The sequence below is a fragment of the Moorella sp. E306M genome, assembly GCF_006538385.1.
GTDB lineage: Bacteria > Bacillota > DSM-521 > Neomoorellales > Neomoorellaceae > Neomoorella.
Map to the genome: position 1 here is coordinate 1461910 of NZ_BJKO01000001.1, position 13894 is coordinate 1475803.

At 56.2% G+C, this 13894-nt stretch carries 13 protein-coding genes and 1 tRNA gene; 12 read left to right on the top strand and 2 right to left on the bottom strand.

The annotated features are described in order from the left end of the window. Positions 1 to 34 precede the first annotated feature (34 nt). From FLZ89_RS07770 to FLZ89_RS07825, 12 genes are all read left to right on the top strand, one after another. Positions 35 to 1501, top strand: a complete 1467-nt coding sequence (locus FLZ89_RS07770) for a rhamnulokinase (protein WP_141263173.1) — start codon at positions 35 to 37, stop codon at positions 1499 to 1501. Positions 1502 to 1613: 112 nt separating this feature from the next. Further along, a tRNA-Gly gene (locus FLZ89_RS07775) sits at positions 1614 to 1688 on the top strand. A 71-nt stretch (positions 1689 to 1759) separates the two neighbouring features. Continuing rightward, positions 1760 to 2224: a hypothetical protein gene (locus FLZ89_RS07780; protein WP_141263172.1), complete on the top strand. Its 465-nt coding sequence runs from the start codon at positions 1760 to 1762 to the stop codon at positions 2222 to 2224. 327 nt (positions 2225 to 2551) lie between these two features. Further along, positions 2552 to 2740, top strand: a complete 189-nt coding sequence (locus FLZ89_RS07785) for a type II toxin-antitoxin system HicB family antitoxin (RefSeq protein WP_253256433.1) — start codon at positions 2552 to 2554, stop codon at positions 2738 to 2740. A 40-nt stretch (positions 2741 to 2780) separates the two neighbouring features. Further along, on the top strand, positions 2781 to 3011 hold the full coding sequence (locus tag FLZ89_RS07790) for a type II toxin-antitoxin system HicB family antitoxin (protein ID WP_141263171.1): 231 nt from the start codon (positions 2781 to 2783) through the stop codon (positions 3009 to 3011). Then, positions 3008 to 3238 (top strand): type II toxin-antitoxin system HicA family toxin, encoded by a 231-nt coding sequence (locus tag FLZ89_RS07795; protein WP_141263170.1) that lies wholly within the window; start codon positions 3008 to 3010, stop codon positions 3236 to 3238. Before FLZ89_RS07790 ends, FLZ89_RS07795 begins: the two co-directional genes overlap by 4 nt. A 542-nt stretch (positions 3239 to 3780) precedes the next feature. Next, positions 3781 to 5028 carry a multidrug effflux MFS transporter gene (locus tag FLZ89_RS07800; protein WP_141264073.1) on the top strand — a complete coding sequence of 416 codons (1248 nt, stop codon included), beginning with the start codon at positions 3781 to 3783 and terminating at the stop codon, positions 5026 to 5028. 67 nt (positions 5029 to 5095) lie between these two features. Further along, positions 5096 to 6610, top strand: a complete 1515-nt coding sequence (gene zwf, locus FLZ89_RS07805) for a glucose-6-phosphate dehydrogenase (RefSeq protein ID WP_141263169.1) — start codon at positions 5096 to 5098, stop codon at positions 6608 to 6610. Positions 6611 to 6640: 30 nt separating this feature from the next. Beyond that, the gene (locus FLZ89_RS07810) at positions 6641 to 7258 is read left to right on the top strand and encodes a cyclase family protein (RefSeq protein WP_172613501.1); all 618 of its coding nucleotides are present in this window, start codon (positions 6641 to 6643) and stop codon (positions 7256 to 7258) included. A 200-nt stretch (positions 7259 to 7458) separates the two neighbouring features. Then, the gene (locus FLZ89_RS07815) at positions 7459 to 9555 is read left to right on the top strand and encodes a sigma-54-dependent Fis family transcriptional regulator (protein ID WP_141263168.1); all 2097 of its coding nucleotides are present in this window, start codon (positions 7459 to 7461) and stop codon (positions 9553 to 9555) included. Between the two features lie 236 nt (positions 9556 to 9791). Further along, positions 9792 to 10250: an OsmC family protein gene (locus FLZ89_RS07820; protein ID WP_141263166.1), complete on the top strand. Its 459-nt coding sequence runs from the start codon at positions 9792 to 9794 to the stop codon at positions 10248 to 10250. A 39-nt stretch (positions 10251 to 10289) separates the two neighbouring features. Next, complete coding sequence (locus FLZ89_RS07825; protein ID WP_141263164.1) at positions 10290 to 11933, top strand: sodium:solute symporter family protein; 1644 nt, start codon at positions 10290 to 10292, stop codon at positions 11931 to 11933. Between the two features lie 100 nt (positions 11934 to 12033). Here the strand turns inward: FLZ89_RS07825 and FLZ89_RS07830 are convergent, their stop codons facing one another. Continuing rightward, positions 12034 to 12828 (bottom strand): ABC transporter permease, encoded by a 795-nt coding sequence (locus tag FLZ89_RS07830; protein WP_141263162.1) that lies wholly within the window; start codon positions 12826 to 12828, stop codon positions 12034 to 12036. Positions 12829 to 12841: 13 nt separating this feature from the next. Beyond that, positions 12842 to 13819 carry an ATP-binding cassette domain-containing protein gene (locus FLZ89_RS07835; protein WP_141263160.1) on the bottom strand — a complete coding sequence of 326 codons (978 nt, stop codon included), beginning with the start codon at positions 13817 to 13819 and terminating at the stop codon, positions 12842 to 12844. Between the last annotated feature and the right edge of the window lie 75 nt (positions 13820 to 13894).

The following is a 13894-nucleotide window of genomic DNA, read 5'->3' on the forward strand; positions in this document are numbered from 1 at the left end:
TTAGCGCAATTATTTTCAAAGGAGCTGGGCAAGCATGCGCTATCTTGCCTTTGACCTGGGGGCCGAGAGCGGCCGGGCCATAATCGGTACCCTGATCGATGCCCGCCTCGCCCTGGAAGAAATCTATCGTTTTCCCAACGAACCGGTACGGATTCCGGATGGCCTGCACTGGGATGTTTTACGCCTCTTTCACGAAATGAAAGAAGGCCTGCGCCGGGCTGCAGCCCGCTACGGGACGGGCCTTAAAAGCCTGGCCGTCGACACCTGGGGCGTAGATTTCGGCCTCCTGGGAGAAAAGGATGTCCTCCTGGGTAATCCGTACCACTACCGGGATGACCGCACCCGGGGCGTGATGGAAGAAGCTTTCAAGGTAGTACCCCGGGAAGAGATTTTTTCCCAGACGGGCATCCAGTTTATGCCTTTCAACTCCCTTTACCAGCTTCTGGCCTGGCGGCAGCAGCAGCCCGCCCTGTTAAGCCAGGCGCAGACCCTGTTGATGATGCCCGACCTCTTCAACTTCTTTTTTACCGGCATAAAAGCCGGGGAATTCACCAACGCCAGTACCACCCAGATGTACAACCCTCGTACCGGCACCTGGGCCATTGACATGCTGGAAAAATTGGGGTTACCGGTTACCCTCCTCCCGGCCATCAACCCGCCGGGGACGATTGTGGGCCAGATTTTACCCCGGGTGGCCCGGGAAACGGGAGCCGAGGAGATACCTGTCATTGCCCCCGGCAGCCACGATACGGCCAGCGCCGTAGCCGCCGTGCCGGCAGCAGGGCCGGACTACATGTACATTAGCTGCGGTACCTGGTCTTTGGTAGGGGTGGAGGTCAGGGAACCGGTAATCAACGAGCAAACCTTGAGCCTCAACTTTACCAACGAAGGCGGGGTTGGTGGTACCTTCCGGCTTCTTAAGAATGTCACCGGTCTGTGGCTGGTCCAGGAGTGCCGCCGCACCTGGGAGCGACAGGGGGAAGCTTTGAGCTATGGCGAACTTACGACTTTGGCCCGGGAGGCCAGTCCTTTGACTGCCGTTATCGACCCGGACCACCCGGCCTTCCTGAACCCGGAAGACATGCCGGCGGCCATCCAGGCCTACTGCCGGGAAACGGGCCAGCCGGTACCTCGGACTAAAGGCGAAATCGTCAGGTGCGCCCTGGAAAGCCTGGCCTTGAAATACCGCTGGGTGCTGGAAAAGCTGGAAGGTATACTGGGGAAGGAACTTCCGGTCATTCACATGGTTGGCGGCGGCACGCGGAACGAGCTTCTCTGCCGGTTTACCGCCAGCGCCACCGGGCGCCCGGTAGTGGCTGGCCCAGTGGAAGCCACGGCCGCCGGTAACCTCCTGGTCCAGGCCATGGCCATGGGAGAAGTGGGAAGCCTGAATGAAGCCCGGAAAATCGTTCGCCGTTCTTTTGCCCTGAAAACTTATGAAGCAGAAAAGACAGATGTGTGGGAGGAAAAGTATGAGGCATTTATTAGGCTGCTGGCGTAGTATTGTCCAGCCAGCATGGTAAAAAGTGGCCAGCCTGATAACTGGGCTGGCCATACTAGTGGTTTTAAACTTGACAGACAAACAGGAAGAGGGTAAAATAAAAAGTGCATAGGCGGAAGTAGCTCAGTGGTAGAGCATCGGCTTCCCAAGCCGAGGGTCGCGGGTTCGAATCCCGTTTTCCGCTCCAGTCTTGAAAAATCTAACCACCAACGGGCTGACCCTCCCAAAAAAGTCCGAGGTTCCAGGGAGGGTCTTATTATGCCTAAGTTAGCCAAACTCAACCCGAAGGTATGCGATTTAGCCCTGGCCCTGGAGGAGTTCCTTCTTGCCAGGCAAGCGGACGTTTTAGCCCAACGCACCCTAGACGACTACCGCTGGCATGTGGGAAAGTTCCTGGAGACCTGCCAAAACACCACCACCTATGAGGCCGTCCGGAAGGCCACCATACGCTACTTCAGCCAGCCAGCCTCGCCCGGCTACCGGAATATCAAACTGAAGTACCTCAAAGCCTTCTTCAACTGGTGTGTAGCCCAAGGGTATCTCCCGGCCAATCCAGCCCAAGGCATAAGGAAGGCCAAAGAAGACCTTCAAAGCCCGCCAATGCCGAAATCAAAGCTTCCTCACAGAAACCCGCCACACTCTTTCAAGCACAGAATCCTCAGAAGCCTTGATTTTCTTGGCTTTGAAACCAACTGGCCCTTTGGCTTTACAACCGACTGTTGAATATATATCCACCAGTCGGTTGACTAAACCGCTAGGAGTTCATTTTGACGCCGATGGGTATATACCCAGTTGGGAAAGCCTTGCGGACTTCTGGCGGGGAGTCGAAACTTTGGCGGATTTATGGGATAAGTTTCGGCAGGTCACACAGCGGGATTTGAACGGCATGAGAGAGTGGATAAGGTTTGTAAGTTTGAGTAAGGGAATTAAATATCTGCTTGGAGAAGTGGAACACTCCATTTGAGCAGGATTTTGCCCATAGAAAAGCTAAAACTTACTTAACCAAAGCATACTATGTAAGGGCTGGAATGCGTCTTAGGAGGGTAGAACATGGCCCGCTTTATTGTCTACCTCGAACCCGCCGAAGAAGGAGGCTACATTGCTTCTGCACCGGCACTACCGGGCTGCGTCACCCAGGGGGAAACTAAGGAAGAAGCCTTGGCAATGGCTGAGGACGCCATAAGAGGGTACATCGAGAGCCTGAAAAAACATGGAGAGCCGCTTACCCTTTGGCTTTGAGAAGAGTAGAAAGAACGTCTAGTCTAGGGGGTTCAAGGAAATGCTTTACCGCTACAAAGTTATCCTCGAATGGGATGAGGAAGGTAAGGGCTATGTCGTTTCGGTTCCTGCCTTACCGGGGTGTTTCACCCAGGGAGATACCGTTGAAGAAGCATTGGAGAGGGCCAAAGAGGCCATAGCAGGCCACCTTGCGGCTTTAGCCCAGGAAGGTCTGCCCCTGCCGTCTCGTGACGTTGAAATAGCCGAAGTGCAGGTAGAGATAGCCTCATGAGCAGGCTACCCAGGGTCACAGGTAAAGAAGTGGTTAGTGCGTTGAAGAGGGCTGGCTTTGTGGTGGTAAGAATACAGGGCAGCCACCACCACTTGCGAAAGCCGGGTGCTAAAAGCTTGGTGACTGTTCCCGTACATGCCGGTGAAATCCTGAAGCCAAAGCTTTTGAAAAGCATACTGGAGCAGGCCGGACTAACCGTTGACGAGTTCAAAAACCTTCTCGCTTGAGCAGGATTTTGCGAAAATGTGGCGAATACTATATCCCTGAAAGGGTCAGTCCGTTGTCGCTGGTGGAAACGCTAAAACCGTGTGCCGGGAGGCTTGCAAATCAAGGCTTCCGGCGGTCACGTCTCAGCACCCAGTCCATCGGCTTCCCAAGCCGATGGTCGCGGGTTCGAATCCCGTTTTCCGCTCCAGCTAGAAATATTAAGGGTTTGCGGGTTCGGCCTACTAGGTTTCTCTGGCAAGAAATGGGGTAGGCCGGTGCTGTTAAGATCCACCGTGAGGAGCAGTAGCCTGCTCCTTATTTTTTTAGTTACGCTGATATGCTTTTCCCAGTACTTTTATAAGCCTGTCCACCTTCCCGGCGGCTTTTTTGTCAGGAGCCGGTTGAGCGGGCTGGCCTGGGAGTGGGCCTCCTTCATCAAGGATACTTCCAGGAAGGCTGTTTTGATATAATACACAATTATAGTTACATCTGAACCAGACCAGCAATATCAGGTTTTGCGGTGGAGTGGAATGGTGAAATGAGGAAGGAGATTGTCGTTCGCATGATTTCACGGGAGATGGCTGGGACATATGCGGCGAGGCGCCCCCGCCGCCTTGTCCTGGCATTGATATTGGGTAGCTTAACGGGGCTAGGGCCGTTTTCGATAGATACGTATCTTCCTTCGTTGCCTTTACTGGCAAATAGTCTTCACCTCACCACGTCGACGGCACAGTTGAGCTTGACCGCTTGCCTGCTGGGTTTGGCGCTGGGCCAGCTGATAGCGGGCCCGATCAGCGATGCCCTCGGGAGACGCCGGCCGCTGCAGGTGGGATTATTGATCTATGCGGCTGCTTCCGCCATGTGCGTGTGGACCTCGTCGATTGGCCTGTTTATCGCCCTCCGGTTCTTCCAGGGATTGGCCGGTTCGGCCGGTATTGTCATCGCCCGCGCTGTTGCCCGCGATCACTTTGAGGGCAAGGAATTGACGCGTTTTTTTGCTCTCTTAATGCTGGTCAACGGGGTAGCACCGGTACTGGCACCAGTAATAGGCGCGCAACTTTTGCGCTTCACTTCATGGCGCGGTATATTTGCCGTGCTGGCACTACTAAGTATTGCCATGTGGATAGCAGTTTGGGTTGCCTTGCCGGAAAGCCTGCCGCCGCAACGGCGGGTACAAGGAGGGTTGCTGGCGACGGCGGGCGGCCTTGGCAGCCTGCTCAAAAACACCGAATTTATGGGCTACGTGCTGGCCCAGGGCTTTGCCTTTGCTGCGATGTTCGGCTACATATCCGGCTCTTCGTTTGTCCTGCAGGAGGAGTACAGGGTATCGCCACAAGTGTTTAGCCTCATTTTTGCCGTCAACGGGGCCGGGATCATTCTCGCCGGCCAGGTCGGTGCCCGGGCCTCATTGCGCTGGGACGAACGGCGGGCACTTGCCGCCTCGCTGGCCGTAGCAGCGGCGGGCAGCTTGGCGCTACTCGCTGCCGTGCTCGGCCGTGCGGGCCTGGCGGCGGTGCTGGTACCGTTGTTTGTAGTCGTCGCGATCGCCGGTGCAATCGGCACAACGTGCAACTCGTTGGCCTTGCAAAACCAGGGGCGCGCCGCTGGCAGCGCGTCGGCGTGGCTCGGTGTGGCAGGAATGTTGTTTGGGGCACTGGTCTCGCCCCTGGTGGGGCTCGGCTACCGCATTGCCGTGTCGATGGCCGTAGTGATTGTCGTTTGCCACCTCTCGGCCACACTCGCGTACTGGTTGTTGGCCGCGCGGAGGCGCGGTGCGGGGGCGGGGGAGACGATGTCGCAACGCGTGTGAGGCTCTATAAAAACCAGGTCCATGGAGCAAAATAGGGAAGAAGTTTAATTTAGGAAGGCGGTTAGTCATGGGCCTGGAAAAGCCGGATAATAGTTTGCTGGTGATTTTCGGTGGTACGGGGGACCTGGCTCGCCGTAAACTTTACCCAGCTTTATATAACCTCTTTGTCGATGGTTTTCTCCCGGCTGCCCTGCAGATAGTGGCCGTGGGGCGGCGCCTATTTACCCCGGAGAGTTTTCGTAACGGGATACTATTACCTTCCCTGCAGGCCTTTTCCCGCCGCGCCTCTAACCTGGACGCCTATTTTGAGCCCTTTGCTAGCCGCCTGCACTATTTCCCAACCGATATTTATGACCCGGAGGGCTATAAACGCCTCAGGCAGTTTCTGGCGGAGCTGGAGGAGGCGGCCGGCTGCCGGGGCAACCGCATTTTTTACCTGGCCGTGGCCCCGGAACATTTTGGCCCCGTGGTCCGGAGCTTAAAGGAAGCAGGCCTGGCGCCAGCCCGGGGCTGGCAGCGGGTTGTTATTGAGAAACCCTTCGGCCATGACCTGCCTTCGGCGGCAGAATTAAACCGCCAGCTCCGGGCAGCTTTCAGCGAGGAAGAGATTTACCGCATCGACCATTACCTGGGCAAAGAAATGATCCAGAACATCATGGTCATCCGCTTTGCCAATACCTTTTTTGAGCCGGTATGGAATAATAAATATATCGACCACGTTCAGATTACTTCGGCGGAAACGGTGGGCGTGGAGGACCGGGGCGGCTATTACGACAAAGCGGGGGCCCTGCGGGACATGGTCCAGAACCACCTCCTGCAGCTGGTGACCCTGGTGGCCATGGAACCGCCGGCCAGCCTGGCCACTGAAGCTATCCGCGACGAAAAGGTAAAGGTGCTGCGCTCATTACGCCCCCTGGACGCGGCGGCAGTCAGCAGGAACGTCATCCGCGGCCAGTACGGTGCCGGGGAGATAGATGGACAAACGGTACCGCCGTATCGCCGGGAAAAGGAAGTGGCCCCTGATTCCACGACGGAAACTTTTGTCGCTTTAAAGCTTTTCATCGAAAACTTCCGCTGGGCCGGCGTGCCCTTTTACCTGCGTACGGGCAAGCGCCTGCCGGTTAAAGTGACGGAAATTATCCTCCAGTTCAAATCCCTGCCGGATATCCTGTATTTCAAGGAATACGGCGAATTACGCCCCAATCTCCTGGTCATCCGCGTCCAGCCCCTGGAGGGTGTCTACGTCCAGCTCAATGCCAAACGACCGGGGAATAATAATTACATCGTACCCATCCGCCTGGACTTTTGCCAGAACTGCGAGGTGGGCGTCAACTCCCCCGAGGCCTACGAACGTCTGCTTTATGATGTAATGCGGGGGGACCCCACCCTTTTCACCCGCTGGGATGAGGTGGAGGCGGCCTGGCGGTTTGTGGACCCCATTGCCGCTACCTGGACGGCGAGGCCGCCCCTTTTTCCCAATTACGCCGCCGGCCAGTGGGGACCACCGGCGGCACAGGAGCTTTTAATCCGGGACGGCCGCCACTGGTGGCAGGAAGATGAATTGCTGCCGGAACGTGGGTAGCTAGGAATAAATGAATGGACTGATGAAAGCTTGCGTATCTATGACATATCCATGCCCATATACCACGGGATGCCGGTCTACAAAAACAGGGCGGAGAAGCAGCCGCAAACGGAAATCACCCGCGACTATGAAAACGGCGTGCGGGAAACGCGCTGGCTTCTGAACAGCCACACCGGGACCCATATCGACGCCCCCGCCCATGTGATCCCCGGCGGGGCCACCACCGCCGACCTGGACCTGTCGGTTTTAATCGGCTCCTGCCGGGTGCTGGACCTGACGGCAGTCAACGACCGCATTACGGCCGGGGACCTGGCGGGCCAGCCCGTCCGGCCCGACGACTTTATCCTGTTGAAAACTAAAAACTCCTGGGCTGCCGGAAATGAAGCCGATTTTATCTACCTGGATGCCGGGGCCGCCTCCTATCTGGTTCAAAAAGGGGTGCGCGGCGTCGGCCTGGATGCCCTGGGGGTGGAGCGGGACCAGCCCGGTTATCCGACCCACCGGACTTTGCTGGAAAACGGGGTTGTTATCATTGAAGGCTTACGGCTAAAGGGGGTTCCCCCGGGGGTTTACCACATACTGGCTCTTCCCCTCCCCCTCCTGGGGGCTGAAGCGGCACCGGCCCGGGTAGTGCTGCTGGAAAGGTAGTATGCCATTAAGAGTACCTACTCTTAATGGATTATGGCGGGAAATGGTGATATGATGTTCACCGTTAAACATAGTGGTGAGACGTCCGGCTGCTTTTATATCTGGTGCAAAAGTGCACCAGTTGTTATAATAGGGATAGTCCCTTGACGTAGAAGGTAGTCCGGGGCCTACCCCTAAATTTTTACGGGCGGGTGTATCCTATGCAGGTCAAAGAGGTCATGCTCAACAACCCGGAGACGTTATACTACTGGCAGACCCTGGCCGATGCCGTGGCCGTCTACCAGCGGCAGCAGGTCAACTGCGCCCCGGTACTGGATGCCGACGGCGAAGTGGTAGGCATTATTACCGTCTTTCGCCTCCTGGAAGCCCTGCAGCAGGGGGCTACTATGGCTACGCCTATTGAAGAGGTCATGGATAGAAAACTGGTCTGCATCGATGAGGATACAGGTTTTGAGCAGGTGGCCAATTTACCTATTGACCGCTTGATTGTTTTAAACAAAGAGCGGCGCTTGAGCGGCGTCCTGACCAGGATTGGCTTGATCAATAAGGTGCACCGGGCCCTGGAGAAGGCGGAACGCGAGCTGGCGGCAGTCCTGGAGGCGGTACCAAACGGTATCATTGCCGTTGACCGGGAAGGGAAAATATGCCACATCAACCCGGCGGCAGCCCGGCTCCTCGACCTGCCGGCGGCAGCAGCCCTGGAGCAGCCGGCGGCCACCGTCCTGGCGGCGTCTGGTTTAAGCCAGTTTCTTACCAAAGCAGCCGGTGACCAGTTTCATAAGGCGCGTGCAGGAGATAGAACCCTGGCCATCCGGCGCAGCCCTATTACCAGGGATGGCCGGGAACAGGGGGTTGTCCTGGTCCTGCAGGATATTTCCGAACTGGAGGCCATCTCCAGTGAATTAAAGGCGGTCAAGTCTTTGAACCGGCAGCTTAAGAGTGTTATCGAGGCCTGCTATGACGGTATGGTTATTGTTGACAGCCAGGGCATTGTCCTGGGGGTTAATGAGGCTTTTGGACGTATTATGGCGCCGGAGGAAGGGCGGCTTGTTGTTGGTGAAAAGTTGCAGCCCGGTGCCGGCCAGGCAGAAGAGCAGCTATACCAGCTCTGGCACCTTGTCCGTGAGAGCCGCAAGGCTGTAACTGTCATGTACCAGACTCCGGCCGACCGGGAGGCCATTCTTACCGGCAGCCCTGTTTTCAGTGAGGAGGGGGCTGTCTCACAAGTCGTTATCAACATCCGCGATATGACGGAACTGCGCCATCTCAAAGAAGAGGCCCAGCGAGCGGCAGCGGAAATCCAGGCCCTGCGGGCCCGGCACCTGGCGGCTCCCGAGGTGATCCGCCAGAGCCCGGCCATGCAACGGGTGGTGGACCAGGCCTTAAGGGTGGCTGCCGTCGATTCTACCGTCCTTATAACGGGGGAATCCGGTGTTGGTAAGGAAATCATTGCCAGGGTGATTCACCAGCATAGCCCGCGCTGCAAGGGGCCTTTTATAGAAATTAACTGTGGTGCCATCCCGGAAAACTTGCTGGAATCAGAGCTCTTCGGTTATGAGAAGGGAGCCTTTACCGGGGCCAGTAAAGAGGGAAAAATAGGTCTCCTCGAGGTAGCCAATAACGGCACCCTCTTCCTTGATGAAATAGGTGACCTCCCCCTGGGGTTACAGGTCAAACTGTTGCGTTTTCTCCAGGAGCAGGAGATTTATCGCCTCGGCGGTCGCCATGCCATTAAGCTCAATGTTCGCGTCCTGGCTGCGACCAATAAGGACCTGGCCCGGATGGTCCGGGAAAAGACTTTCCGTGAAGACCTCTATTACCGTTTAAATGTAGTGCCTATAAGGATCCCGCCTTTGCGGGAGCGGCGGGAAGATATCCTGCCCCTGGCCAGGCATTTTTTGGAAAGATTTAACCATAAATACGGTACGGCCAAACGCCTGTCCTTCGCGGCCTGTAAGGTGCTGGAGGCTTATTCCTGGCCTGGGAATGTTAGGGAACTTCAGAATGCCATGGAGCGGGTAGTCATTATGGGCGAAGGAGATTTAATCCAGCCGGAACACCTGCCCCTTGAATTTCAGGAAGAGCCCGGGGATACCGGTAAAGCGCTGCATCTGAGGCGGCTTTTACCCCTTCATGAAGCAAGGGAACAGGTTGAGCGGCAATTAATAACCCTGGCCCTCGAGCAGCACGGCAGCCTGCGTCGGGCCGCCCGGGCCTTGGGTATATCCCATTCAACGTTGCTCCGCAAGGCCCAAGCGTATGGCCTGATGGTGCAAAATCGAACCGATATGGTTTAATACTGTACCACCATGAATTATTTTACGTCAGCTATAATGCGGCTGAAGAAAGAGATAAATTAAATGAATATCTGGTGCGTATATAGACCGGGTAAAGAAATTTATTTATCCTTTCCCCTTAGATTCCTCCCCCTCGGAGCCAGAGGAGGCACGGCGGGATTTTTTATATCCTGGCATGAGTTTTGCAAATAAGAAGTGATTGTGGTAACAAGAATAACTGCAAGGAGGAAAAACGTATGGGAAAAGTGACTGTCAGCTGGGTGGGAAAGATGCAGTTTGTGGGGGACGACGGTGCCGGCCACCGGGTGGCCATGGACGCCAGCCCTGTTTATGGTGGCGAAAACCAGGGGACCCGGCCTATGGACCTGATGCTTATGGCCCTGGGCGGTTGCACCGGTATCGAGGTAACCCACATCCTGCGAAAAATGCGGGTCAGCTTTGATAACCTGACTATTGCGGTAGAAGGTGAGAGGGCCGCCGACCACCCCAAGATTTTTACCCGGATGCGGGTAGTTTACGATTTCCAGGGTGCCAATATCCCGCCGGAAAAGGTGGCCCAGGCCATCAAGCTGGCCGACGAGGTGTACTGCTCGGCAGCCAACATGATGAAGGCGGCCGGTTCCATCGAGTATGCCTTTAAAATTAACGGAGAAGAGTATCCTTACCCTTTCCTGAAAGAGGCCAGTGGTAATTAAAGTGTAAATTTTTAACAGGGCTACAGGGGGGAACTGTGAATGAATACCTACGCTTTATGGATTTTATTTATGGCTGTTATCTATACAGTCGTTCTTATTATTGCCGGCAACATTGCCAGGAGCCGTGCCGCCCGTGGTGAGGACTTCTGGGTGGGCGGCCGTAAGTTTAAGCCCTGGATGGTAGCCGTCTGTATCACCGGGCTTTTTTCCGGTTCCTCGTATATCGCTATCCTGGAGCTGGCGTACACGACGGGTATTTCTGCCGGCTGGTACGGCGTGGCGGAATTAATCCACGTGATAATTATCGCCTTGTTTTTTGTGATACCCTTTCGCAAGCGTCTGGTAGTGACCGTATCGGGTTTAATAGGTGATCGCTATGGCCGGACGGCCAAGGCCATCGCCGGCGCTGTCACGGCCTTTACCTTTCCTATGTACGCCACCGCCAATGCCCTGGCCTTTGCCGCCGCCATGAGCGCCTTTACAGGAATGTCCTTGTCCACCTGGGTAATTTTCAGCGCTTTACTCCTTCTTATCTACCTGCAGGCGGGCGGCATGTGGTCGGTGGTCTTTACGCAAACAGCCAATAGTATTGCTTTTACTATGATGTTTATTATCGGCCTTATCGCCTTCTTTATTAAACCTGGTTTTACCGGCCTGGCCCAGCTGGCAGCGGCCAAACCGGCCATGTTCGGCCTGACTACCGTTGGCCTGCAGACAATACTAGCCTGGTTCGGCACCTTCCTGGTCAACGTTTTCCTGGCTCAGGCGGCCTTCCAGATGGCCCTCTCCTGCCGTACGCCGGAAGAGGGGCAAAAGGGTCTCCTCTGGGCGGCAGGTTTTAATATCGTCTTTATTGTCATGGGCGTTCTCTTTGGCATGGCCGCAGCAGTAGTGGCCCCTGGCGTCGGCCGCGGCCTGGTGGCAGTACCCAAATACCTGGCCCAGGTTTTACCGCCACCCCTGGTGGGCATCTTCTTCATGGGTATCTGGGCCTGCGCCCTGGGGTGGGGAGCTCCCTGCCAGTTCTCCGGGGCTACCAGCCTGGGCCGGGATGTGGTTTCGTCCTTGAATCCTAAAGTTAGCGACAAGCAGATGGTTCTCTACACCAAGTGGTCACTGGTGGTATTGACCGTATTGATGATTATCTTTGGTTTCCTGCGGACAGAACAGGCCGCGTGGTGGAATGTCCTGGCCTGGACGGCCCGCAACGGGGCTACCTTTGCTCCCATTATTGGCGTACTCTTCTGGCCTCTGGCCAGCCGCAAGGCGGCTGTCAGCGCCCTGGTCGCGGGCTTTGTTTCAGGTATAACCTGGTATCACCTGGGTGGCTGGCACCCCGCCAAATTTTACTTAAATATTCACCCGGTGTGGATCGGGATGATTTTTAACGTTTCTGCTTTAACCCTGGTTACCTTGATTGAAAGGACTGGCAGCTATCGCTGGGCGATACCCGGGAAAGGAGCAGCCAGGAGTGTTGGTTTCGGGGCCATGATTGCCGGGCTGGCTTTAATCATCCTGGCTGTTAACCAGTTTACCTGGCTTTATGCTAAAGGCGTTTTTGGCATGGTCCTTTTCCTGATCTTTATTGCTGCCTTCTGCATGGTAATTACCTTTACTAAAGAAAAGGAAGAAAGTGCAGTTGTGCCGGAGGTCAGCCCCCAGGCAGGACCGGCGGGCAAGTAGTTTACCCGGAATTGCTGACGGGGGATAAAAAGTATTGGAGCAGTAAGTTTATTGTAAGGCGGCTGGAGAAGAGGCTTGTTTCCAGACGCCTTTTTGTTATTTACTCCTGCCGGCTGAAGGACAAGGAGCCTAAGAATCCCAGGAACAGGGCCACGCCGGTAACTACGACCAGGTCAAACTCCAGGCTGTAATGAACAAGATATTGCAACGCCCGGGGGTCGGTGCCACTGTACACCAGTCGCCTGAGGGCATCAACACCGTAGGTGAGGGGGTCTATTTTCATCAAAACACTCATCCATCCTGGCAGGTTGGTCATGGGGAACATGGCGCCGCTCAGGAAAAAGAGGGGCATGACCAGGAAATTCATGAACATCTGGAAGCCTTCCATGGTTTGCATACGGCTGGCCACAGCGATGCCCAGAAAGGTCAGGCCCAGGGAAATAAGGAACAAGATGCCCAGGAGCTGGAGGATTAGGAGCGGGGTTAGGGATATCTTGATTAAGGGCGCCAGGAGGAGCATGATGGCGGCCTGGATGAGGGCTACCGTGCTGCCTCCCAGGGCTTTACCCAGGGCGGTGGCCCAGCGGGGCACCGGCGCCACCAGGACCTCTTTCAAAAAGCCGAACTCCCGGTCCCAGATGATGGAGACACCGGAAAAAATGGAGGTGAAAAGAACGGACATCCCCAGGATGCCGGGGTACATGAACTGGACGTAGTTAACGGGTACACCGGCTGGTACGCCGCGAAAGCCCATGGCGGCCGCAATGCCCTGGCCGACGATGAGGAGGTAGAGCAGCGGCTGGCCGATCATACCTATGATGCGGCTGCGTTCCCGGATGAAGCGGATAAATTCCCGGTACCAGATGGTGTAGATAGCCCGCAGGGCAGGTTGCATGGGATGTTCCTCCTTAGTGCCGCCGGCGGCCGTGGCGGCGGTTCAGGCGCATGAGCTCGGCGGAAGAGACTTTATCTTCCCTTATGGCCCGGCCGGTGAGGCTTAAGAAAACGTCATCCAGGGTAGGGCGCCGTAAATGTATGCTGTTAATCTGCCCCCGGAAATCGGCGGCCACCCGGGGTATGAAGGCAGCCCCGTCATCCACCTGCAGGCGCAGGCCCTCTTCGTCTTTAATGACCTTCACGCCGTAGCGGGCGGCAATCTCCTGCTGCAGGCGGGCGTCATCAACAGTCATCATGGTGACCACATCGCCTCCCAGCCGGCGTTTCAGGTTGTCCGGTGTATCCAGGGCCTGGATGCGGCCGTGGTCAATGATGGCGATACGGTCGCAGTTTTCCGCTTCGTCCATGTAATGGGTGGTCATAAAGATGGTGATGTTTTTCTCCCGGCGCAGGCGGTGAATGTGCTGCCAGATGGCGCTGCGGGTCTGGGGGTCCAGGCCGACCGTCGGTTCATCCAGGAAAAGGACTTTGGGGTGGTGCAGGAAGCCGCGGGCGATTTCCAGCCGTCGCCGCATGCCGCCGGAAAAGGTGCGGACGATATCCCGCCGGCGCCCGGCCAGATCCACCATGGCCAGTACTTCGTCCATGCGCTCTTTGATGGTAGCCCGGGAGAGCCCGTAGAGGAGGCCGTGGAAACGCAGGTTTTCTTCGGCTGTCAGGCGGTCGTCCAGGGAGTTGTCCTGGAAAACCAGGCCGATGGCGCGGCGCACAGCATCCGGCTGGCGGGCAACATCAAAGCCGGCCAGGGTGACCCGGCCGCTGGTGGGCTTGAGCAGGGTACAGAGCATTTTGATGGTGGTCGATTTACCGGCTCCATTTGGCCCCAGGAAGCCGAAGATCTCCCCCTCTTCGACGTTAAAGGTCACCCCGGCGACGGCGGTGAGGTCATTAAAGCGCTTGACCAGGTCCTGGACTACGATTACGGACACAGGTTTTCTTCCCTTCTTATTCCCATAGTTTTCACTTCTTAGGTGGCTTATGTAACTTTTTGAAAGCCCCTTTGC